The organism is Paenibacillus sp. BR1-192, from assembly GCF_029542445.1.
GTDB classification, from domain to species: domain Bacteria; phylum Bacillota; class Bacilli; order Paenibacillales; family Paenibacillaceae; genus Paenibacillus_AQ; species Paenibacillus_AQ lautus_A.
In genome coordinates this window covers 947624-970215 of record NZ_CP120718.1, presented here as the reverse complement: position 1 = coordinate 970215, position 22592 = coordinate 947624, and the positions used below count along the sequence as shown (strand labels likewise).

The 22592-nt window shown below is 53.7% G+C and carries 17 protein-coding genes and 1 pseudogene; 4 read left to right on the top strand and 14 right to left on the bottom strand.

Translation table 11 applies throughout. From position 1 onward, the window contains the following. Positions 1 to 52 precede the first annotated feature (52 nt). The 8 genes and pseudogenes from P0X86_RS04260 to P0X86_RS04225 all read right to left on the bottom strand — a co-directional run bounded on the left by P0X86_RS04260 (position 53) and on the right by P0X86_RS04225 (position 10253). Positions 53 to 886, bottom strand: a complete 834-nt coding sequence (locus P0X86_RS04260) for a carbohydrate ABC transporter permease (RefSeq protein ID WP_012819052.1) — start codon at positions 884 to 886, stop codon at positions 53 to 55. A 29-nt stretch (positions 887 to 915) separates the two neighbouring features. Next, positions 916 to 1740: a carbohydrate ABC transporter permease gene (locus P0X86_RS04255; RefSeq protein WP_050802803.1), complete on the bottom strand. Its 825-nt coding sequence runs from the start codon at positions 1738 to 1740 to the stop codon at positions 916 to 918. Between the two features lie 157 nt (positions 1741 to 1897). Beyond that, positions 1898 to 3220: an ABC transporter substrate-binding protein gene (locus P0X86_RS04250; RefSeq protein WP_009591115.1), complete on the bottom strand. Its 1323-nt coding sequence runs from the start codon at positions 3218 to 3220 to the stop codon at positions 1898 to 1900. A 141-nt stretch (positions 3221 to 3361) separates the two neighbouring features. Then, entirely contained in the window at positions 3362 to 4915 is a 1554-nt protein-coding gene (locus P0X86_RS04245; protein ID WP_277747858.1) for a response regulator, read from the bottom strand. Beyond that, entirely contained in the window at positions 4890 to 6668 is a 1779-nt protein-coding gene (locus P0X86_RS04240; RefSeq protein WP_277747857.1) for a sensor histidine kinase, read from the bottom strand. The genes P0X86_RS04245 and P0X86_RS04240 overlap by 26 nt, the downstream gene beginning before the upstream one ends. Before the next feature lie 324 nt (positions 6669 to 6992). Further along, a pseudogene (locus P0X86_RS04235) lies at positions 6993 to 8167 on the bottom strand (NAD(P)/FAD-dependent oxidoreductase). Between the two features lie 32 nt (positions 8168 to 8199). Next, on the bottom strand, positions 8200 to 8670 hold the full coding sequence (locus tag P0X86_RS04230; RefSeq protein WP_277747856.1) for a helical membrane plugin domain-containing protein: 471 nt from the start codon (positions 8668 to 8670) through the stop codon (positions 8200 to 8202). A gap of 269 nt (positions 8671 to 8939) precedes the next feature. After that, positions 8940 to 10253, bottom strand: coding sequence for a polysaccharide deacetylase family protein (locus P0X86_RS04225; RefSeq protein WP_213580223.1), 1314 nt, complete (start codon positions 10251 to 10253; stop codon positions 8940 to 8942). 167 nt (positions 10254 to 10420) lie between these two features. Between P0X86_RS04225 and P0X86_RS04220 the strand changes: the two genes are divergently transcribed. Continuing rightward, entirely contained in the window at positions 10421 to 11269 is an 849-nt protein-coding gene (locus P0X86_RS04220; RefSeq protein WP_096776991.1) for a pirin family protein, read from the top strand. A gap of 139 nt (positions 11270 to 11408) precedes the next feature. Here P0X86_RS04220 and bcp read toward each other — a convergent pair whose 3' ends face one another. Continuing rightward, positions 11409 to 11891 carry a thioredoxin-dependent thiol peroxidase gene (bcp, locus tag P0X86_RS04215; RefSeq protein WP_012819045.1) on the bottom strand — a complete coding sequence of 161 codons (483 nt, stop codon included), beginning with the start codon at positions 11889 to 11891 and terminating at the stop codon, positions 11409 to 11411. Positions 11892 to 12021: 130 nt separating this feature from the next. Between bcp and P0X86_RS04210 the strand changes: the two genes are divergently transcribed. The 3 genes from P0X86_RS04210 (at position 12022) to P0X86_RS04200 (ending at position 15554) form a co-directional block, all read left to right on the top strand. Beyond that, positions 12022 to 13110 (top strand): LCP family protein, encoded by a 1089-nt coding sequence (locus tag P0X86_RS04210; RefSeq protein WP_277747855.1) that lies wholly within the window; start codon positions 12022 to 12024, stop codon positions 13108 to 13110. Positions 13111 to 13191: 81 nt separating this feature from the next. Continuing rightward, positions 13192 to 14508: a glutamate-1-semialdehyde 2,1-aminomutase gene (locus tag P0X86_RS04205; RefSeq protein WP_277747854.1), complete on the top strand. Its 1317-nt coding sequence runs from the start codon at positions 13192 to 13194 to the stop codon at positions 14506 to 14508. A gap of 173 nt (positions 14509 to 14681) precedes the next feature. After that, on the top strand, positions 14682 to 15554 hold the full coding sequence (locus P0X86_RS04200; RefSeq protein WP_277747853.1) for an aminoglycoside 6-adenylyltransferase: 873 nt from the start codon (positions 14682 to 14684) through the stop codon (positions 15552 to 15554). Between the two features lie 115 nt (positions 15555 to 15669). On the opposite strand, the gene P0X86_RS04195 is transcribed toward P0X86_RS04200, so the two are convergent. From P0X86_RS04195 to P0X86_RS04175, 5 genes are all read right to left on the bottom strand, one after another. Beyond that, positions 15670 to 17118, bottom strand: a complete 1449-nt coding sequence (locus P0X86_RS04195; RefSeq protein ID WP_277747852.1) for an ABC transporter substrate-binding protein — start codon at positions 17116 to 17118, stop codon at positions 15670 to 15672. Between the two features lie 131 nt (positions 17119 to 17249). Beyond that, on the bottom strand, positions 17250 to 18116 hold the full coding sequence (locus P0X86_RS04190) for a carbohydrate ABC transporter permease (protein ID WP_090912776.1): 867 nt from the start codon (positions 18114 to 18116) through the stop codon (positions 17250 to 17252). 1 nt (position 18117) lies between these two features. After that, the gene (locus tag P0X86_RS04185) at positions 18118 to 19053 is read right to left on the bottom strand and encodes a carbohydrate ABC transporter permease (protein ID WP_277747851.1); all 936 of its coding nucleotides are present in this window, start codon (positions 19051 to 19053) and stop codon (positions 18118 to 18120) included. Positions 19054 to 19150: 97 nt separating this feature from the next. Next, positions 19151 to 20470 carry a response regulator gene (locus P0X86_RS04180; RefSeq protein ID WP_277747850.1) on the bottom strand — a complete coding sequence of 440 codons (1320 nt, stop codon included), beginning with the start codon at positions 20468 to 20470 and terminating at the stop codon, positions 19151 to 19153. Then, positions 20470 to 22302 (bottom strand): sensor histidine kinase, encoded by a 1833-nt coding sequence (locus P0X86_RS04175; protein ID WP_096776998.1) that lies wholly within the window; start codon positions 22300 to 22302, stop codon positions 20470 to 20472. Before P0X86_RS04175 ends, P0X86_RS04180 begins: the two co-directional genes overlap by 1 nt. Between the last annotated feature and the right edge of the window lie 290 nt (positions 22303 to 22592).

Sequence of the window (22592 nt, the reverse complement as noted above, 5' to 3'; positions counted from 1 at the left end):
AGCGGGGTTCCTTTGTACAAAGGAACCCCGCTTACGGTCTGCTCAAGCTGGCCTATCCCTTAATCCCGGATAACGTAACGCCTTCAATAATATATTTCTGCCCGATGATATACACGATGAGCACCGGGACGAGCGCAATGGAAGCCCCCGCCATCATCAGCGTCCAATCCGTTGCATACATGCCCCGGTACAAATTCAGCATCATCGGCACGGTAAACTTATCCGTGCTGCTGAGAAAAATCAGCGGGTTAAAGAAGTTGTTCCACATCCCGAGGAAGGTAAATATCCCAAGTGCCGATAAAGCCGGCTTGATTAGAGGAATCATGATCCGGGCGTAGATCGTCCAGCGATTCGCGCCGTCCACGATGGCCGCCTCTTCCATTTCCTTCGGAATGCCCCTGAAGAATTGCCGGAGCAAAAATACCCCGAAGGCGTTCAGCAGCGCAGAAGGGACGATAATCGCCAGATGCGTATCCAGCCATCCGATATTTTTCATGATCAGATAGAGCGGAATAATGGTCACTTGTCCCGGAACCATCATCGTTGCCAGAAACAAGACGAACAGCGGCTCCCGGAACGGGAACGTGATTTTGGCAAAAGCATAAGCCGCCATGGAACAGGTAACCAGCTGTGAAACCACCACGATGATATTGATGTAGAAGCTGTTGAAATACGCGCGCCCGAACGGCAGGGCCGTCAGCGAATCCTTATAATTGGACCAGATGAACGGATCCGGAATCCATTTGGGCGGCACGACGAATACTTGCGACAAATCCTTGAGCGAGCTGAGCACCATCCACACAAACGGCAGGGCCATCAGGCAGGCGCCTAAAATCAGCACGATATGCAGCACCACGGTGGACATCCTCAATCCCCGATGTATCATTCGTTTTCCTCCTTCCTAGGTTCGAATCGTCAGTCTTCGTAATGCACCCACCGCTTGGACATCTTCATCTGGAACAAGGTGAGCGACAGGATCATCACGAACAGGATGACCGCCGACGCCGTGCTCTTGCCAAAGGTAAAGTCCGCAAAGGCCGTCTCGTAGATGTGATAGACAAGCGTATAACTGGCCTTCGCCGGTCCGCCGGAGGTCATGACAAACGACTGGTCGAACACCTGAAAGGAACCGATGATGGACATGATCGTCACGAAAAAGGTCGTCGGGGACAGCAGCGGAATCGTAATATGGATCAACTGCTGCCATTTGCCGGCGCCGTCAATCTCGGCCGCCTCGTAATAGCTTCTCGATATGCCCTGAAGTCCGGCCAGGAACAGCACCATGTTGCCTCCCAGCCCCATCCAGACGCTCAGCAGGGCAATCGAAGGCATCACGTACCTGGAATCCGTCAGCCAGGAGGGGCCCGTTATCCCGAACCACTGCTGCAGGTACATGTTAATGAGGCCGAAGTCGGCGTTGAACAGCCACATAAACACGACGGCCACGGCGACGGACATCGTAATGTTCGGCATGAAGTAGATCAGCCGGTACAGAATCTTTCCGCGAACCCGGTTTAAGCCCACCGCCACCAGCATGGCGAGAACGATGCCGGTCGGTACCGACAGAATCGTGTAATACACCGTGTTCACCAAAGCGATGTGGAACTCCTCATCCTGAAGCTGGGACACGAAATTTTGGAGTCCGATAAACTTCTTCGCCCCCATGCCGTCCCAGTTCATCATGCTGATGACAAAAGCCGAGATGAGCGGAACCAATGAAAAAGCGATCAAACCGATCATCTGGGGAAAGATAAAAAAGTACCCCCACAAACCGTCGGACGTCTTGCTCTTTAAGGTTGTTCTCCTCTCCGGAAACCGCTCCGGAGAAGGAGCGGCTCCGGAGCTTCCTTGCAGGCTGCGTGTTCATTTCATCTCACCGTTCCTCCCCAGAGCTGGATCAATTATTGCCGCTCTTGTAATCCTGAATTTTCTTGTTGGCCATATCCTGTATATCCTTCAAGGAGCTTTCAAGCTCCTGATCTTTCAGCCACAGCGCCTCGAACTTGGACGTTATATCCTGGCTTAGCCCGGGAATGCCCGCCTCGAACGGAGTCAGGGAATACCCGATCTCGCGCGCGTCCAGGAATAACTGGGCGTGCTCCGGCAGATTCCCTTCCAGCACCACCTCATCCGTTCCCTGTACCGACGGGACGGCATTGCCGCCGCCCTGCAGGCGGAAGCGTTGGCCCTCTTTGCTTACGTACTCTGAGAAGAAGGTGTATGCCGCTTCCTTATTCTTCGATGCCTTGTTCATCACCATGTAGGCGGTCGGAATACCGGCCGGCTCGATCTTATTGCCGGTATTGGTTGGCCATGTGACTACGTCATATTCAAGTCCTTGATTCTTCTTGAACAGCGGCAGGTACCAGCGGCCTGCAGCAACGAATCCGACCTGGTTGGACATGAACATGGCGTCCCCGCCTTGCCCTTTCGGAAGCGTGCCGGAGAAGGTGATGTTTTTGGATTTCACGTTGTCGTACAGGAAGCGGAAAGCCTCCATCGCCTTCGGATCCGAAGCCGCTACGAAATTCCCTTCGTCGTCGTACACCCGGCCGCCGTTGGAAGTAACCCAGCTGTGGTAGCTGTTCCAGGAGTTATCCAGCACGTAGCCGTACTTTTTGCTGTCCCTGATCTTGTCCGCCATCTCCTTGAATTTGTCCCAGGTCCACTGTCCGTTCGCCTGAAGATCGGCCGGCATCTCGGTTATTCCTGCTTCCTTCAGCACCTTCTTGTTGTACCACAGCACCATCGGGTTACAATCCACCGGTACCCCGAAGATCTGGTCATCCCGCACGGCTGCGCCCCACAAGCCTTCGAAATAATCCTCTTTCTTGATCACGCTTTCCGGAGCTTCCATATACGTCGTCAAATTCTCAATGCTCTGATTCTCGATCAGTTTCACGACCAGGGCGTCGCCTGCATAGAAGATATCCGGAGCCGTCCCGCCTGTTAATTGGGTTAATATTTTCTGATCATACTCGCCCGGAATCGGAATAAATTCGACCTCAATGTCCGAGTGATTCTTATTAAATTCCTTCGTCAGCTCCTGAAAGCGGCTAAGCTCGCCGGGATTTCCCCAGGTCGCCCATTTGATCTTGACCTTCTCCCCGCTTCCGGACTCCCCGCCTTCTGATGTTCCGCCGCCTCCACACGCTTGGAGTATGGATGATAGTAGAAGAATGATTGCAAGCAATGACCCTCTCACCTGTTTCCTTGTCATTTCATTTCCTCCATTCAAACCAGATTTGGACTCGCTGGCATAGCTTTTGTAAACGCTTTAATTATAAAATTTTGGCAAAAAGCTTTTGAACGGATTATGTTCCGAAAAAGTGGTTTCTTTTCCGATCCTATGAAATCCCGCTTATTTTCGATGCTGTCCCTGGTACTCAGCTGGCGTCATGCCTACCATTTTCTTGAACAGCTTGCTGAAGTATTTGACGTCATTGAATCCGGAACGATCCGCCACTTCATACACACGCAGCGATGTTGTGGAAAGCAGCTCCTTGGCCCGTTTCAAGCGGAGATCAATGACATAGTCAATGAAGTTGTGTCCCGTGACGCGCTTAAACAACTCGCTAAAATAGTTGCGGCTGACGGCCACTTCGTCCGCCACCTCCTGCAGGGAGATCGGCTCGGTAAAGCGCGCCTTAATATATCGGACGGCCTGCAGCACGATCCGCTCATGCAGCGTGGATTCCGGTACAGGGTGGCGCATGGCTTCCTCCCGCAGCGCATGGAAGCCTTGGAGCACCAGCTTCTTCACTTCCTCCACCGAGCGAAGCTTGCCCACCTCCCCGATCTGCGGAAGCGGCGGGCCGCCGGGAAGATGAAACATAGCAAGCAAGCTCAGAAGCTCCTCTGCTTCCCGGAGGACCGCCGGCTTCTTCATCCGTCCGGGACGCCAGCGCTGCATAATGGACTGCAGACGTTCCTCGCCTATGTCCATGTTCCCGACGGTCAGCGCGGCCCTTAAGGCATGCAGCTCGGCAGCTTGTCTCTCCTGAGCCGAATCGGCATCGGTCAGGGGAAGCTCCTCTGCCCGCAATATCTGTTGATCTCGATGAAAGAAGAGGCCCTCCAGGCTTTCAACGGCTTCTCTAAACGCTTCTTGCAGCTTATCCATGCTGTTATATCTCCTGCTGAGCCCCATCGTGCTCCGGATCGGCAGGCGGATAGCTCCTTCGTGCTCTGAAGCCTGCCCGTTTGCTTCATCCCTTAACGGTAAGCAGACTGCGATCCGGTCCGTTTCCAGCCGAGCTGCCAGCGCCTCCGGCGCCTGGTCGTATAACTGTCCCATGAACCGTTCGATCTCCTCCTGCCAATCCTTTGGCTGTCCCCCGGCCGCGGCACCGCCCAGGTCCGAATCTAGCTGGAGCACGGCCAGCAGATACGGGCCGTTACGGTTCCATGCTTCCAGCTTCGCGAGCGCGTCCGGCTCACCGGACAGCGCCTGAAAGAGCATTTTTCCGGCAGCCTTCTTCTTATTCAGCCGCTGCTGCTGCTCATGCTCGGTCAGAATCCGCTGCATCTGCTTCTCCTCCTCCAGCTTCAATCGCATGTGATCAAGCACGGCGACCAGGGAGTCCGCGTCCAGCGTCGGCTTAAGGATATAATCCGATGCGCCAAGCCTGATGCCTTCCCGCACGAATTCGAAATCGCTGTGACAGCTGAGCAGCAGTACCTTCACCCATGGACAAAGCTCCCTTGTCCGGCGGGTCAATTCCAGGCCGTCCATGACCGGCATCGCGATATCCGTGATCAGAATGTCCAGATCCCCGTTTACGATCCATTTCATGGCCCGTTGTCCATTGGAGGCCTCCCCGACAAGCCGGTAACCGTATTTCTCCCAATCGAAGGTCGAGCGCAGTCCCGTACGCGCGATCGCTTCGTCATCCACGAGCAGCACTCTGTACATAATCGTCCCCCCTTTGTTTCGCAAACGTGACCGTGACCCTCGTGCCTCCGCCTTCCGTGCTTTCCACCCATACCCCGTACCTGCTGCCGTAATACAGCTGGACCGTTTGGTGAACATGACGCAGGCCGATATGGGTCATGCCATGCTTGGAATGATCCTGCTCATACGACAGCAGTCCCTTGATCCGTTCAGGCTTAATGCCGATTCCGTTGTCTTCGATCCGCACCATGACATCCTGCTGCTGCAATGTTATCCGGATCTGAATGACGCCCCCTTCATCAAGCGGGGCAATTCCGTGAAAGATCGCATTCTCCACGATCGGCTGCAGCAGCATCCGGGGAACGTGGAGGTCCTCCATTTCCTCGGGGCAATCGATCCGCAGCTCGATTGGTTGGTCATAACGGTAATTCTGGATGATCATATATTTCCGAAGCAGCTCCAATTCATCTCCAAGCCTTATAAACACACCGTTGCGCTCCAGGCTCCCCTCCAGCAGATGAACCAGGGCCGTGACCGATCGGTCCACGTCATTCGTTCGATTCAGCTTGGCCATCCAGCGGATCGAGTTCAGCGTATTGTAGAGAAAATGGGGATTGATCTGATACCGCAGCGCGCGGATTTCGGCTTTTTTCTTCTCGGACTCCTCCGCGGCGATCCGCCTGATGAGCAGGTCGATCTGCTCTATCATTTTGTTGAAGCTTCGGCCCAGCTGACCGATCTCGCTGGGACCTACGTTCTTGCTGCGGACCGATAAATCGCCCGCCTCGCTTCTGCGCATCAAGCGGCTCAGCTGAACGAGCGGATTGCCGATTCTCCTCGTCATGAAATATCCGATGCCGATCGCGGCCAGAATCGATCCGAATACGATCCAGACCGTAAAACTCCGGATGCTGGCGGAATCGGCCGTCAGTTCCTTAAGCGGCACCATGCCGACCACATGCCAGCCGTTGTTCAGGCGCGAGGGGATCATCAGCGTTTTGTTGTTATTCAGGTTGTATTCCGTCAAACCCGAGGGCAGCTTGATCCTGGACTGCTTCCCGTACATCGATGGATCGGGATGGTAAAAGTAGCGATTCTCGTCATTCGCCACGTACATATACCCCGTGTCGCCGAATTGGACATGGTTTAATTCATCGATCAGGACATCCCCCATAATTTCGATGAACATCACCCCGACGATCTCCCCCGTATCCCAGCTCCGGATTGCCCGGCCCAGCCCGAACACGGGAAATCCCATTCCCGTTTGCTTCAGGTAGGAGGTATCCGACAAGCCGAACCATACCGCCTGCCCGTTCGCCTCCAATATCGCCCGATACCAAGGCGAATCCCACTGGTCCGGGATGGACATCAAGGAATCCGCGCTCAGGACCGAATTGTTCCGCTGCACGTCAAACACGTATACATCCAAGATCTCCGGCGAATTAATCATGATGGACGTCAGCAGGTCCTTCCCCTCCTTCACCTTCAACGTCAGGTCGTATTTACTGATATCCTGATCCTCCAGTATGCCGTGAACCACTTTACTGTTCAGCACCATCATCGAGGAGTCGTCCAGTTTCTTGAAGAACATGTTCAGCTTGTCGCTGACTTGGGTGATCGTGAGGGAAGCCACTTTACTGACCTGCTCCTCCACGATCGAGGCCGATTTGTGATACGAAAGGAAACCCATGATGAGAACCGGGAGTGTTGTGCCGATGAAAAAAAACAAAAACAGTTGAATCACGATCGAATGAAGACGACGGTATCCCCGCATACATGCTCCCTCCTGTTTCATGAAATGAAAATTGCGAACATTTGAGATAGCGCTTACATAACTATCTGACCTTCTTTCTTCTTCGCTCTGGACGCTCATCCATTCTGCCCTTTCTTACCTCCTTCTCCCACATCCCGTCGGGAGCGGCGCCCGGGAATCCCTTCCCTGCTTGCATCCTCGCTTCGGGTGTATCCATCGTATTATGTTTTCCTGACGTTGTCCCTAAGTCCATGCGCTTATGTTTGGGCTGCGCAATAAAAAAAGATGGACCCGAATCATTCCGGGTCCATCTCTTGTATTTGGATATAATGTCGCCTTCCAGGCTTAGTAAGCCAGCGTGAACAAACCGTTGATGTGGGACAGGTAACGCATGTTACTTGCTTCCTTCATCAAGGTTGCAGGCAGACCTTTCAATTGGGTTTTGTTGGCGCCGATGGTGCCAATGGCGTCTTTACGTCCCAAGCTGCCGAGCGTACCGGAGAATACCGGGTTGAAGGAAGCTGGTGCGCCGCCGTTCAATTGAGCGAAGATGTTGTAGCCGATCAGCTCGCCCATTTGCCATGCCAGCTGTGCCGTTGGCGGGTATGGACGGCCTTCCGGTCCCATAACAACCGCGCTGTCGCCGGCAACGTATACGTCAGGATGGGAAGCGGATTGCAGGAATTCGTTGACAACCGCACGTCCGCGGTTGACTTCGATGCCGCAGTTAGCCACAACGGAGTTGCCCTGTACGCCGCCAGTCCATACCAAGGTGCTGGTTTCAATCGTGCTGCCGTCTTTCAGTTCAACGGTCGTGCCGTCCATTTTGGTAATCGGCAATCCGGTCAGGAAGTTCACGCCGCGTTTTTGCAGGCTTGTTGTCGCACGGTCAACCAGTTCTGCAGGAAGCCCGGCAGAATGGAAGGAGCTGCTTCAACACAATAAAGCGTGATTTCTTGTGGGTCGATACCGTATTTGCGAGCCAGCTCGCTTCTCATATCGGCATATTCGCCAACAAGCTCAACGCCTGTCAAGCCGCCGCCGCCAACCACGATGGTAGCGTCCGCTTTGTTTTTGGTTTTGCTGTATTCCGCAATGCGGGACTCCACATGAGCACGCAGACGGTTAGCATCGTTCACGGACTTCAGAATAAAGCTGTTCTCTTGCAGTCCCGGAATGCCGAAGAATGCCGTTTCGCTGCCCAGTGCGATAACCAGGGCATCATAGGTAAAGTTTCCGCCGTCGTCGAGGGAAACCGAACGCTCATCCGGCTTGATTTCCTTAACGTTGCCGATGCGCAGGTCAACGTTCGCGCCGCGCAGAAGCTTGTCGAGCGGCAAAGCTACTGCCTTCTCTGCGATGTTGCCTGCTGCCAGACGGTGCAATTCCGTAATGATCTGATGGGTTGGGAAACGGTTGATCAGCGTGATTTTTGCGGCAGCACCAAAATGCTCGCGTGCAGAAAGCGCACTAAGCAAGCCGCCATAGCCTCCGCCCAAAATTAAAATATGTTTAGACATGACCATCCTCCGTTCTTCGTATGATTTATGGATTAACGCTTGTTTTGTTGGTCGCGCTCGTTAAGAACGTCCAAAAAAGCCTGAGCATAGCGAAGACCCTTTTGAACCTGAGGATCTTTCAGCATTTTCATCAGACCAAATACGCCGATCTGAGCTTGGTCGCCTTGAACGTGTACGCGGTCTCCGGCTTCGATGGCTGCAGATGCAACGCTTTTTGCTGTTGTCGTGATCGGCTTCGCGAATCCGCTCAGGGAAGCCATGGTGTCTTCCGCTAGCACGGGATCCGTAGCTACGGATTTACCGAAGTCATACGCCTTAGTCATGACGGTCAGCATTTCCGTAAGTTTTGGAAGATTGTCCACGAGAGTTGTTAGGGATTCTTGAACCTCGGGCTTGAGCAGTTGTTCGAGCAGCACATCAGGACGGCTGGACGCCGCAGCTTCTTGGTTTCCTACAACATTTTCCGGAGTTTCGGACGGCTGTGGAGAAGATGTTTCTGTCATAATGAATTGCCTCCTTTTCTTTAAGTGAATTCCCAAGATGAACTTGGCGACGATCGTACCGGCTAGCTTTAATTTTGGGATAACCGGTATCTATTATGCATCACTTACAAAAGTGCGAACTTATGGGTGACTCACTATCGCCAAAAATAAAGCAGGGGGAAACTTCCCCCTCCTTTATCTGAAACAATCTTAGGGATTGTGATAAATATCTCTAAGTACTAGTCTATAACTTGTGAAGCATAATTACAAACATAAAATACATTTTTCGACTACAAAGTTAGAACGCGATACTCGCCTTCTTCATATGTCACTCTTGTAACAGGTCGGCCGGAAAAGTCAAGCGCTTCCCGAAGCGGAATCCAAGCGGTGCCGCCGATTAAATGAACATCGGAGGACACCGGTTTGCCGCCGGTTTGCATGGGGAACAGCAAGCCTCCCACCGGATCGGCTTCCCAGCGATTCCCTGCCAGCGTCACCTGCACGGTCTTGTTGTGAGACTTCCAGGATACGCTTCCGCCAAGCCGCTCCACCAAAGCGCGCAGCGGAACCATCAGCCGGCCGTCGACCAGCTTGTATTCGCCTGCCGCAAACGCGGTTTCAAGCCCTCCGAATTCCACGGCCAGCGTTCGCCCGGTCCCGAATAACGCGGCGTTGACGGCGACGTGCTCGCGAACCCACTGCTGTGAAGGCTGTGAAGCCTTGCGGGCGGTCTGCTGAGCACGAAATTGAACGGGCTCGGTTTCCGGAGACAGCACGTCAAAGGCATAGCCCTGCTTTTTATAATAAGAAATAATGTCAGGCAGAGCCTTGACGCTTTCGGCATGGCCTTTACCGTCATGGAGAAGCACGATCGCCTCCTTGCCGTTCACTTTCGTGGTCGCCCCCTTTACGATGTCTTTAGCCGGGACGCCCCTATACCTGGAATCGCCGCTGTCGACATTCCAATCGAATACATGATATCCCCCCTGCTTCATGTATTGAAAATAAGCTTCGTCGAAATGTCCGGCCGTCCCCCCGGGAGCTCTGACCAGCTGCGGCCGTTCCCCTGTAATCAAACGGATGATTTCCTCGGTTTTCTTAATCTGTCCCCAGAAATCCTGAAAATGCCCGTAGAGCTCGTCATAACGATGATCATATGTATGATTCCCGATCACATGGCCTTCCTCATAGATGCGGTTGATAATTTCGGGACGGGTCTCCGCCTCCTTGCCCAGTACAAAAAACGTGCCTTTGATTCCTTCCCGCTTCAAAATATCCAGCACGTCGAGCGTTAAATCCGATGGTCCGTCATCAAATGTCAGGTATACCGTTTTGTCGCTAGGCTTCTTCTTATATTGAACAGGTGCGGCGTTCACAGCCGATGGTTTCTTGATTGCAGTGGTGACGACCGGCTTGCTTGCCTCCCGGGTCTTTGCTTGAACATTCTGCTCTGGCACTGCTGTCAGGGGTGCCGCTGCTAAAGGGGCCTGCTCCGCATAGTCTGCCATCGGCGCCTGAACCTCAAGTCCCATGCCGATCATGATCAGCACTGCCACAACGCCGAAGAATACCGCTATCGATGTAACCCGCACCATATTTTTCATTATCAATTCTACCTCCATCGTTTCTATGAGTTCGGCTTCCTGATAGATTATATGGAGGGCGAATCAAAAAAAGACTAGAATCTGATATTTTCTTACGTCCCTTGATTCCTATTCACATTACTAGTAAACTGAATTCAAATCCAGAACTCGGAAGGGATGATAGACATATGAATCACCAAGCGGTCATTCAGCGTGATATTACGGAAGTCCGGGATGTCGTTCTTCGGCGGCACAGCTCCATCCATGCCTCAGGACCCGTCATCGAATTTGGAAACTGGAGCAAAGCCGATCCGTTTCTCGGGATGATGGAGGACAAGTTCCAGGCCGGTTCATTCGACGACCATCCCCATCGGGGAATCGAAACCGTTACTTTTGTCATCGATGGAACCGTTGAACACTATGACAGCCTCTCCAAGGGCGGCGTGCTAGGGCCTGGAGACGTGCAGTGGATGACGGCGGGAAGCGGCGTCATCCACAACGAAGTGCCGTCAGAAGGCATAACGGCCCACGTCCTGCAGCTCTGGATCAATCTGCCCCGCGAGCAGAAGATGACGACTCCCCGCTACCAGAACCTGAAAGGCGCGGATATGCCGATCCGACAAGAGGATGGCGCGGTTGTGCGAGTCTTCTCCGGTTCTTCCGGCGATGTCGTATCCGCCACCGAAAATCATGTTCCGGTCACGATGGTCGAGGTGCTGCTGGAGCCCGGCGCCTCCATCGCGCAGGACCTGCCCGGCAGTTATAACGGCTTCATCTACATCCTTGAGGGCAGCGGAACCTTCGGAGGCAATGGCGTAAACGCGGCTAAAAGCCAGGTGTTGTGGCTGGGCGCTGGAATCGACGGAAAACCTAGCGAAATACGGGCAGCGGCTGCGGAGCCTCTTCGCTTTGTTCTGTACGCAGGCGAGCCGTTGCGGGAGCCCGTGGCGGCCCGCGGTCCCTTTGTCATGAACACGGAGGAAGAAGTGAACGAAGCCTTCCGCGAATATCGGACGGGTACGTTCTTGAAGTTCTGATTCATTCAGCTTGGCCAAATCCTCTGATTTAGGTGATAAGCCCCTCATTCGAGGTTCCCTGCTTGCAAGATATATTCAAAAAAAACGGTCCCTTACCATGCCTGTTCAGGCATGCCGAGGGACCGTTCTTCATATATAGCTATGACAGCACGGCTGCGAGAACCGCTTCGACATGGCCTTTCACTTTCACCTTCCGCCACTCGCCGGCCAGCTTCCCCTTCTCATCAATCAAGAAGGTTGAGCGTACAATACCCATATATTCACGGCCGAACATCTTCTTCATCTGCCATACGCCGAACATTTCGCTTACCTTATGCTCCTCATCAGACAAGAGCAAATAGGGCAGGCTATGCTTATCGATGAATTTGGCGTGGGATTTCAGCGGATCGGGGCTGATCCCGATCACGACTGCGCCGGCTTGCTCCAACGCACCATAGTTGTCCCGGAAGCTGCAAGCCTCCTCGGTGCAGGTTGGGGTCATATTTTTCGGATAGAAGAACAGCACGACTTTGCGCCCACGAAAATCGCTTAATGCTACCTTCTCCCCGTTCGAAGCCGGAAGTGAAAAATCCGGCACCTTGCTTCCAATCTTCAACTGCTTTTGGTCTGCGATAAGGCTCAACTCCTGCTATACGGACTTTAGGCCCGTAAAATTGATTGTCTTTTCGAAAAAAATTATAATAGAATGAATGTCGAATGTTCAAATGTTCTATCGAATTTATTCATCAGCGTAATCCGAAAGGAAGAACCCAATGACCAAAAAAACAAAGAAGACGATTATATGGAGTGTCAGCATCATACTGGCCGCCGTCATCGGTTACGGCATCTATTATGCGGCCTCGTTTTATGACGGCTTGCAAAGTCTTCAGAAAACTGGCGAAGCCTCCCCTTTTCGGGAAATCGAGAAGGTGGATGCCAAAGTCCCTGCCCCGCCGGAGTGGGAAGGCAAGGAGACGGTTAACATTCTGCTGATGGGCGTCGATGCGCGCGGTTTCGAGGAAGGGGAAATTCCTCGTTCCGACAGTATGCTTGTTGCCTCGATTGATCCCGTAAAAAAGAAAATGCACTTATTCTCTATTCTGCGCGATACTTACGTAGAAATACCCGGGTATGACAGAAACCGTATCAATACGGCCATCACGCACGGCCCGAACACGGCCATGAAGGCGGTAGGCGATCTGCTGGGCATACCGATTCAATACTACGTCTATACGGACTTCCAGGGCTTCATGAAGCTGGTTGATTCCGTCGGCGGGGTGGACTTCTACGTGGAGAAGGACATGAGTTATTCAAGTAAAGCCGACAAGAACGAGTACGACATTGATTTGAAGCAAGGCATGCAGCATCTGGACGGCAATGCGGCACTGCAATACGTCCGGTTCCGCTATGATGCGATGGGCGACTTCACCCGCACCGAGCGGCAGCGCGAGCTCCTGAAGGCCGTAGCCAAGAAAATGCAGACCACCACTTCCATCATGAAGCTTCCGGACATCCTGAAGTCCGTCAGCCCTTATATTGATACGAATCTCGATGTCGAGGATATGTGGAAGCTTGCGAACGTCGCCTACAAGAGCAAAATGAGCGGCAGCGAGCAGGTGCCTCCGATGAAACTCCTGAAAGAAGAACATATCGGCGGCGCGGCCGTCTTAACGGTCGGCAATCCGGATACGCTGAAGCAGTATATCCAGGACATCATGAACCCGCCGACGCCAGACCCTGAGACCGAAGGCGGCGAAGGCACGGAAGGTGATTCCGGGAATACCGATACCGGGAACACCGACTCCGAGAACAGCGACTCTGAAAGCTCCGCAACACCATCTGCGACAACGGATCGCAACTAATACACTTACAGCAATCAGGACAGGGCGCTACGTCAATCTAGCTTCCTGTCCTGCTTCATGAAGAAAGGAAGTTTTACTATCATGTCAACCTCAAGAAACCGTTCCGAAGCCCTGTATCAAGAAGCGCTGCAGCATATCGTAGGCGGCGTAAACAGCCCCTCCCGTTCGTTTAAAGCCGTAGGCGGCGGTGCCCCCGTCTTCATGAAACGCGCAAGCGGAGCCCACTTCTGGGACGAGGACGGCAACCGTTATATCGATTACTTGGCGGCTTACGGCCCGATCATTACCGGACACGCCCATCCGCATATTACGGCGGCGATCACGGCGGCTGCCCAAAACGGCACCCTATACGGAACGCCGACGGAGCTTGAAATTACCTTGGCCAAAATGCTGAAGGAAGCCATCCCGTCCATGGACAAGGTACGTTTCGTCAATTCCGGCACCGAGGCCGTCATGACCACGATTCGGGTCGCCCGCGCGTACACCAAGCGCAACAAAATCATCAAGTTCGCCGGCTGCTACCATGGCCATTCCGATCTGGTCCTCGTGGCTGCAGGCTCCGGGCCTTCCACGCTCGGCATTCCGGACAGCGCCGGCATCCCGGCCAGCATTGCCACGGAAGTCATTACCGTTCCTTTCAACGATCTGGAAGGCCTGCGCGCTGCCCTCGACGTTTGGGGCGAAGATGTGGCCGCCGTGATGGTCGAGCCGATCGTCGGCAACTTCGGAATGGTCATGCCGAAGCCGGGATTCCTCGAAGGACTGTGCCAGATGACGCACGACAACGGGTCGCTGGTCATCTATGACGAGGTTATCAGCGCCTTCCGCTTCCATTACGGATCCACCCAAACCTATGCGGGTCTGGCCAATCACGAGGCGATTCAGCCGGATCTTACGGCTCTTGGCAAAATCATCGGCGGCGGACTGCCGATCGGCGCTTATGGCGGCCGGAAGCACGTGATGGAGCAGGTTGCCCCGCTCGGCCCGGCTTATCAGGCGGGAACCATGGCTGGCAATCCGGCCTCCATCGCGGCCGGAATCGCCTGCTTGGAGGTATTGCAGGGCGAAGGCGTGTATGAGGAGATGGAGCGCTTGACCATCAAATTGACGGAAGGCCTGCAAGCGTCAGCAGACCGCCATGGCGTTCCGCTCACGATCAACCGCATCCGGGGCTCCTTCTCCACGCACTTCTGCGATCATCCGGTAACGAACTATGACGAAGCGCAGGATACCGACGGCGAAGCCTTTGCGGCCTTCTTCCGCCACATGCTGGACCGCGGCGTGAACCTGGCCCCTTCCAAATACGAAGCCTGGTTCATGACCACGGCCCATACGGATGCGGACATCGAGGCAACGCTTGAGGCCGCGGAGGAATCTTTTAAGGCCATGAAGAATTAACCTAGATAAATTCAAAGAACGCGAAAGGAGATTTCCTCATGAAAAAGCTGTTGAACAAGTTATAACCAGCTCCACATCCATGCCATGCTTCTACGATCCGGATCCGTGGACCTCCTTACCTGTTCGATTCGAATCGTCGGTAGTCCAAATACGAATACGGAGGCTACGAACATATGAGAAGCGAGCAAGAAATGATGGATTTGGTATTGGGCTATGCAGCCCGCGATGAGCGGGTTCGGGCCGTGACCCTGGAAGGCTCCAGAACGAATCCCAACGTGCCTAAGGATATTTTTCAGGATTACGACATCAGCTTTCATGTTACGGATATGGAGAGCTTTATCCAGGATCCAAACTGGATTGACGTCTTCGGGGAACGGTTGATTCTGCAGACGCCGGAAGATATGGACCTGTTCCCTCCCGACCTTGGAGGCTGGTTCTCATACCTGATGTTATTTACCGACGGGAACCGGATTGACATGACCCTGATCCCCATCGAGGAGAAGGAGAAATACTGCAAGGAAGACAAACTGATCCAGATCTTAATGGATAAAGATCAAACCTTTCCCAAGGTTCCTTCTCCGTCCGACGAGGATTTCTGGGTACAGCGTCCGTCAGCAGCCTTTTTCGAGGATTGCTGCAACGAGTTCTGGTGGGTATCCACGTATGTCGCCAAAGGCTTGTGGCGGGAAGAAATCCTGTATGCCCAGGACCATCTTCACAACATCATGCGTCCGATGCTGATGAAAATGCTGGAGTGGCAGGTGGGCACACAGACCGATTTCTCGCTCAGCGTGGGCAAGAACGGCAAGTACCTGAAAAACTATATGTCTGCGGACAGCTGGAACGAGCTGATGTCCACCTACCCTCGCGGAACCTACGAAGAGGTGTGGGAGGCGCTGTTTACGATGGGAGCGCTGTTCCGCAGAACAGCGCTGGATGTCGCCAAGCAGCTGGGCTTTGAATACGATATGGGGCAGGATCAGCGCGTAACGGGCTTCCTGCAGCATGTCCGGCAGCTGCCGGCGGATGCGAGCGAGATCTACTAATCGATTCCACGGTCATCCCTATGAAACAGAAACAACCCGCCCAAGGATAATCCTTGGGCGGGTTGTTCTATTACGTTTATTTACTAGATTCACGGGACATCAAATGGCCTCTTTCCTACTTCTGTTCGATCTTATCGAAGAAATTCTCCTGAACCAGCTTGGCCGTTTCGTCCAGCTGCTTCTTGGAATCCGTGCCTTCCTTCGAGAACGATTCCTGCACCACGTTGGACATCGCGGCATAATAATCCTGCGTGCCGAATTGCGCTTCAGGCTTTCCTTCCAACAGGCTGAAGAGCTGCGGATCGTATTCATAGACGTTGTCGTACTTATCGTAGATCGCCTTCACCTTCGCCGCATACTCCGAATCGTCGCTGAAATATTCCAGCGGCGTCGGCACAAAATATTTGCCCTCGGCTTTGCGGGCATTGATCGTATCTTCCACCGATTTCAGCGCATCATCCGTAAAATAATCAAACGTGATATAGCGGAATGCCATTTCCTGTTCTTCCTTCGTGGCATTCGGATTGATGACCAGATAGTTGCCGCCCAAAATGCCGTGGTGCGCTCCGCCTTTCTCCATCGCAGGCATCGGATACGCAAGCACGTCCGCAGGCTTCATGCCGCCCTCGTTCAATGCCGGCTGGATCACGTCAAATGCGCCTGCAATGACCATCGCCGTCCGTCCTTGCTGGAACGAGCTGACGGCATCGCCCCAGCCGAGGGCCCAGTCCTGCGGAATGGCGTTTGCTTCCCATCTCAGCTTCTTGTAGAAATCCAGCGCCTTCACGCCGGCTTCCGAGTTAAACACCGCTTTCACTTTGCCGTCCTCGTTCACTTCGATATCCCCGCCGGCTTCGAACAGGAAGTTGGTCCAGTTCCAGCCTGCCTCATTGCCCTTGCCCATCGGCGCGATTCCGGAGATGCCGGCCTTCGGGTCCGCAGTGCCTTTCGCCGTGTTGTACATGTCGTCCCATGTCCAATCCATCGGCGGTACGGGCACGCCCTTCGCGTCCAGCAGCTTCTTGTTCACGATCGTAGACGTGATATAACCGTTCTGCGTGACGCCGTACACCTTGCCGTCCACGATGAACTGATCCTGCAGCACGGGATTCATGTCGTCCTTGTACTCCCATTCGTTCCAGAACTCCGTAATGTCGGCCACCCAGCCCCGCTCCACGAGCAGCTGTGCCTCCGTGGCCCAAGTGTTATAAAATGTCGGCGCTTCGTTCGAAGCCATCTTCACCCCAATTTCGTTGACGCTGTACTGCCAGTCGTCCTTCACGATGGTCACGTTCGGATATTTCGCCTGGAAGCGGGCGATTTTATCATCCTCCTGCTGACGCAGCGTTGTATCATCCGGCAGCGGATAGTGAATCTTGATCGTGATCTTTTGATCCGCGATATCCTCCTTCGGCTCCTCCGTTTGCGTCGTGGCCGTCCCGCCCGAATTGGCGGTCCCTCCCACTGTATTCGTGACCTCCGGCGCCGCTTTGCCGCCGCCGCATGCGGCGAGCAAGGAGCTGAACAGCATAAGGCAGATCAGTAATGCTGGGAACTTGCGCATGGATACTCCCCTTTTCCTTATTGAAATAATGATGTCCTTTCCTCTCTCCATCATAAAAGCCAAATCCGGAAAGGACGATGTGCATTCATATGACGATCGTGTGCAGGGCTACGATGTGTACCGCTGCTGCCCTACCCTTTGACGGCCGAGAGGCTGACGCTGCGCATGATGAATTTCTGGAACGCCAGAAATACGAAGATCGGCGGCACCATCACCATGAACAGGATCGAAAATTTAACGCTGCTGTCCAGGCTCCTTGCGTTGATGACATACTTGTAAATGGCCGTAGCCAGCGTATATTTGTCCTGGGTCTGCATGACGAGCGACGGCCAGAACCAGTCGTTCCATGCCGTGGAGAACGTAAAAATCGCCAGCGTCGCGAAGATCGGAACGGATAGCGGTATGGCGATCCGCAGGAAGCTGCTCATCTCCGAAGCGCCGTCGATGCGCGCCGCCTCGAAGATCTCCGGGTGAATGCCGTCGAAGAAGTTTTTGATCAGCAGGAAGAAGTACGCGTTCGCTCCGGCCGGCAGCCAGAAGGCCCAGTAGGAATTCAGCAGGCCGAGCTCCTTCAAATTGACGAAATTCGGAATCATGTAACTCGACGCCGGAATGAACAAGGTCATCAGAATGAAGAAATAGATGGCCCGATGATACGGAACCCGGATGCGGGAAATGCTGAATGCCGCCATGCCCAGCACCAGAATCGTGACCAACAGATTACCGCCGAAAATCAGCAGCGTATTCTTCAGAAACATCGGCAGATCGATGTATGCCCACCCCTTCGGGAAGTTCTCCCAATGCCATTCCGACGGGAAAAAGCGCGGCGGAAACGTGTTGATTTCCTGATTGCTCTTCAATCCGTTGAACATCGTCATGCCGATCGGGTACAGCATCGTGAAGGTCATCACGGCAATGCACAGCACCATAAATCCGTAAACCGCCTTATTCCACGGTTTTCTCAAATCCGAAGCGGACAGAATGCCTCTCTCTTTCATCCTAGTACTCCTCCCTGTTCATCTTGAATTGCAGGATGCCCAGCAAACTCAGCACAAGGAACATCAAGATCCCCATCGCGGTTCCGGCCCCGTAATCCAGCTGGTTAAACGCATATTTTACGGTAAGGAGCGCATAGGTGAGCGTGGCCTTGTTCGGTCCGCCGTCCAGCATCGCCAGCTGCGATTGATACGCCTGTGACGTGCCGATCAGCTGCAGAATCAGCATGAGCACAATCAGATTGCGCATCGAGGGAAGCGTGATGTATTTAATCCGGGCCCACACGCCGGCACCGTCGATTTCGGCGGCTTCATACCAATCCTTCGGTATGCTCAGCACTCCGGCCAGATAGATCAGCATCGCCGAGCCGAATTGCTGCCATGTCTCCATGACCACCAGCGATACCATCGAGAAGCGGCTATCCGATATGAACGATACCGGCTCTGCCCCGAAGAAGCCGAACAACGCATTGACCGGGCCCACCGGATCGTACATCCATCGCCACATGCCGTAGAGCACGACCCCGGGCACGACAAACGGGAGATACGCGGCAATCCGGGCGAACCCTTGAAACAGCTTCAGCTCCGAGATGGCAATGGATGCGGCGATGGGCACCCAGAAGCCGATGACAAGCGTTAACAGCATGAAATACAACGTATTCCTGACCGATAGCAGCAGGTCGGGATTGCTCAGAACGTTGGCGTAATTATCCAAACCGACGAAGGTATTGCCTTTTACGAAATCGATATGAAAAAAGCTGTAAAAGATCCCTTTGAAAATCGGCACCCATAAAAAGACGATAAAGATCGCTATGGCCGGGACAAGGAACAAATACCCCCATATATACTTCCTCCACAGCGGCTTGCGCTTATGCTCCTTCCGGGCGCGGCGGCCGGGCTCGATCAGAGCCTGGCCTTGTGACATGATCGTTTCTTCCATCCGACTCCCTCATTCCTTTATTCAATGTCTAGCTTTTATTGTAAAAAAGCCGGGGAGCCTTCGAACATGTCTAAAACTATGTGAAGTATGACGAATCTTACTTCTTTAGCTCGCTTGGGCTGACGCCGTAGTACTTTTTGAAGATTTTGCTGAAATGCTCCGGGGATTCATACCCCACCCGCTCGGCTATCTCGTACCGGCGGAGATCCGTGTTCAGGATCAATGCCCTGCTCTCCTCCATTCGCAGCTTCACCACATACTCCCACAGGCTGCTGCCGGTATATTTTTTGAACAGGTAACTCAAATAGTTGGGGCTCACGTGATTGTTCTTCGCTACATCGTGAATGGTCAATCCCTTCTGGCGGTAATGCTCGTCGATATATTGCCTCGTATTCTCCACGATCCGGTTGCTCTGGCTCGAAAGCACCTCCTGCGACGTCTCCTGGGCATAATTGTGCCAATTGAAATCCCCGTAATAAAAGACATGGAAATCATGCAGCTGCTCGCTCCACAGCATCGCTTTGTCCGCCTGGCGGCTGAGCACGCTCAAGAATTCCCGTCCCCTCAATATTTGGCTGATGCCCACGGTACAGCTCCGTTTCAGGTGCAGCTCCACATGGTGGTGCAGACTCCGGCCGATCATCTCCAGGTGATGGATTTTCCCGCTGGCGTTCTCCTCCATTTCCTGCTCGCTCCATTGAAGGATGATGTTGACGTCCCGTTCCGGCGAATAGAACACTAAGGTGTGCGGCTCCTGCTCCAGCAGCTCCTTGGCGATATTCAGCGCGGCATATTGAATCAGGTTTATATCATGACTGGAAAAAGAAACGCTGCGCTCTTCCGCCAGTCCCAGTTTCATTTTGATAACGGCAAAATAGGGGCCGACCAGGCCTAGCTCCGACTCGTCGGCACCGGCAGCAGCCGATGGATCCGGCTCCATGGAGAGCCGCTCGTTCAGCCGCTCTATTCTTTCGGACGGCGGCTCCTCCATCCGGAAATGCTCATTATCGGCCATGAGAAGCGGCTCGACCTGGGGCGCCGGCCGGTCCATCTTGAGCAGCACGCTGCGTACCGAATCCAGAAACTGCTCGCTGTTCAGCGGTTTGATCAAATAATCCTTGGCTCCTAGCTGAAGCGCCCGCTGCGCATATTGAAATGTTTCATGGGCTGAAATAATGATCGTCTGTACCCAAGGCTTCACGATCTTCGCCTGCTGCATCAGCTCAATGCCGTTCATCTCGCCCATCTGGATATCGGTGACCAGCAGGTCGATGTCCCCCATCCGTATGTAGTCCAGCGCTTCCTGCCCGCTGTAAGCCGTGGTTATGCCATCGATGGCAAGGCCCGAGGACGTTAACAGCCCTGCCAAGCCCTTGCATATCAAAGGTTCGTCATCTACCACCAAAATGTTGTACATCAGGAAACCTCCTGTCCGGTTGCTGTAATGGTTGCTGCTTCTGTTCGCGGTATCGTGATCGTCACGCGGGTTCCCCCTTCTTCCCCGGGCTCATACTGCAGCCCGTAGCGGCTGCCGAAATGCAGCCGGATCCGCTCCTGGATATTGCGGATGCCGTAGCCCAGCGAATGATCGGGTGCATCATCATGGAGCAGCCGGTGAATGGATTCGTAGTTCACGGGGCGGAAGCCGTTATCTTCAATGACGATCCGGCATCGATCACCCTCCAGATGACCCGATACGCGGATCATTCCGTCCTCGCCCATATTTTTAATGCCATGAATGATCGCGTTCTCCAGCAGCGGCTGGAGCGTGATCTTCGGCACATGATTCGCCAGCAATGCCTCGGGAACGTCCCATCGGATCGTAAACTGATAATCATAACGGTTCAGCTGGAGATTCATATAAGCCCCCGCATGCTCAAGCTCTTCCCCAAGCGTGATAAGATCCCGGCCCCGGCTGAGACTAATCTTCATCAATTTGGATAAATCCTTGATCATTTCGGCGGACTCGGTATTGCCCTCCATCGTGCTCTTCCAGTAAATGCTCTCCAGGGTGTTGTACAGCAAGTGGGGATTGATCTGCTGATAGAGCAGCTGCAGCTGCGCTTCCTTCTGCTTCAAATCCATATTGTATTTGTAATGGATCAGGTCATTCAGTCGGCGGGCCATGTCATAGATCGTGGAGATCAGGACGCTGACTTCGTCTTTTCTGCGCCGATAAGGAGTTTCCGGCACGACGTTTCCCGGTTCGTACCTCCTCACGAAATGCGCCAGCTTCTGGAGCGGCGTCATCAGCGACTGCCAGAAGTAAAAGACGATAATGAGGCCCACGGCAAAATAAGCGACGGAAATGACCTGTATGACGCGCTTCATCTCGCTTTGCTGGGCAAGCAGCGTTTTGACGGGCACCTTGTAGACCAGCTTCTGCTGGAGCACGTAATTGTAATCGATGACATAGATGAAATCCGACGTGATCACGTCCATGACGCCGATCGTGGAATGGCCCGGATCCGCTTCGGGCGGCAATTCCAGCTTGCCCGCCATGCCCTGTACCGACGAGGTCAGGATATTATCGTCCCAATCCGTAAAATACAGCTCCCCATCGGGAATCGAGACCGTCGATAACGACTCGCCGATGCGCGCGTCCAAATTGGTGACCAGCAATACGCCGATGGTACCGCCCCGATAGATATTGTTAACGGCCCGCACATAGCTTAAAGTCTCTTGATCCTGTCGTCCTTGCACCGGCGGCGACAGATTGGCCATGCGCTTCAGGTACCCGTTCCCCTTCATCGCCACGGCTTCATCGAACCAAGCGGGCTTCTCCTTCTCGTCGGAGAAAAAATATACCCCTGCTTTTCTGCGGTCTGGGTAATACGGGGCAAAGAAGTAGCTGTTGTCCGGGTCGTACACATAAAGCGAGTAATAGACCGGTTCACGCTCATCCGTCTCTTGGGAGAAGGAAATCAGCATCTTTTCGAGCCGCTCGTAATTTTTGACGCGTTCCAGTACTGTAACCTCGGCAAAAGGATCCAGCTGCTGGATCTGCGAGTTCTGGATGACCGTGGAGGTTACTTTGTTGACGGTTTCAATGTCCCGGTTAATCAGCTTGAAATTTTGTTTGTTCAGTTCGATATAAGCATTGGTCACATGGCGCTTCAGGATTTGCCCGGCCATGGAATTCCCGTAGGCGTTCAGCCCGAATAACGGAATGACCAGCACCAGGAACAGCAGAATCATCTGCTGTTTGATGTTCATGCGGCCCAGCGGATTTTTGAAGCGGTTCTTCATCGGCCCTTGCACCTCCGGCTTTCTCAAGCATAGCAACAATCCAGCGGGATCTGCGTAGTCATTTCTACGGAAATGATGCGCATTTTTACGATTAGGCAGGATGCCCTAAGTGGATGTATTAGCCCTGCGGCTGGCGATTTCCTGCAAAAGGGGCAGGAGCGTCTGGCGGGAGTCGATCTGTCGAGGTATGAGGGAGTATTGACCGCCCGTCTTCCACGCTATCTACCCTCAAAATGGAATAACACCCGCATGCGCGATCCTCATCGGATTGAACATGCGGGTGTTAGGTG

Bases quoted from the DNA above. Each gene is read 5' to 3' on its own strand.
- P0X86_RS04210 (WP_277747855.1), top strand. From the start codon at position 12,022: ATGACCAAAAAAACAAAGAAGACGATTATATGGAGTGTCAGCATCATA.
- P0X86_RS04245 (WP_277747858.1), bottom strand. From the start codon at position 4,915: ATGTACAGAGTGCTGCTCGTGGATGACGAAGCGATCGCGCGTACGGGA.
- P0X86_RS04240 (WP_277747857.1), bottom strand. From the start codon at position 6,668: ATGCGGGGATACCGTCGTCTTCATTCGATCGTGATTCAACTGTTTTTG.
- P0X86_RS04230 (WP_277747856.1), bottom strand. From the start codon at position 8,670: ATGACAGAAACATCTTCTCCACAGCCGTCCGAAACTCCGGAAAATGTT.
- P0X86_RS04200 (WP_277747853.1), top strand. From the start codon at position 14,682: ATGAGAAGCGAGCAAGAAATGATGGATTTGGTATTGGGCTATGCAGCC.
- P0X86_RS04220 (WP_096776991.1), top strand. From the start codon at position 10,421: ATGAATCACCAAGCGGTCATTCAGCGTGATATTACGGAAGTCCGGGAT.
- P0X86_RS04250 (WP_009591115.1), bottom strand. From the start codon at position 3,220: ATGACAAGGAAACAGGTGAGAGGGTCATTGCTTGCAATCATTCTTCTA.
- P0X86_RS04225 (WP_213580223.1), bottom strand. From the start codon at position 10,253: ATGAAAAATATGGTGCGGGTTACATCGATAGCGGTATTCTTCGGCGTT.
- P0X86_RS04190 (WP_090912776.1), bottom strand. From the start codon at position 18,116: ATGAAAGAGAGAGGCATTCTGTCCGCTTCGGATTTGAGAAAACCGTGG.
- P0X86_RS04175 (WP_096776998.1), bottom strand. From the start codon at position 22,302: ATGAAGAACCGCTTCAAAAATCCGCTGGGCCGCATGAACATCAAACAG.
- P0X86_RS04205 (WP_277747854.1), top strand. From the start codon at position 13,192: ATGTCAACCTCAAGAAACCGTTCCGAAGCCCTGTATCAAGAAGCGCTG.
- P0X86_RS04260 (WP_012819052.1), bottom strand. From the start codon at position 886: ATGATACATCGGGGATTGAGGATGTCCACCGTGGTGCTGCATATCGTG.
- P0X86_RS04185 (WP_277747851.1), bottom strand. From the start codon at position 19,053: ATGGAAGAAACGATCATGTCACAAGGCCAGGCTCTGATCGAGCCCGGC.
- P0X86_RS04195 (WP_277747852.1), bottom strand. From the start codon at position 17,118: ATGCGCAAGTTCCCAGCATTACTGATCTGCCTTATGCTGTTCAGCTCC.
- P0X86_RS04180 (WP_277747850.1), bottom strand. From the start codon at position 20,470: ATGTACAACATTTTGGTGGTAGATGACGAACCTTTGATATGCAAGGGC.
- P0X86_RS04255 (WP_050802803.1), bottom strand. From the start codon at position 1,740: ATGATCGGTTTGATCGCTTTTTCATTGGTTCCGCTCATCTCGGCTTTT.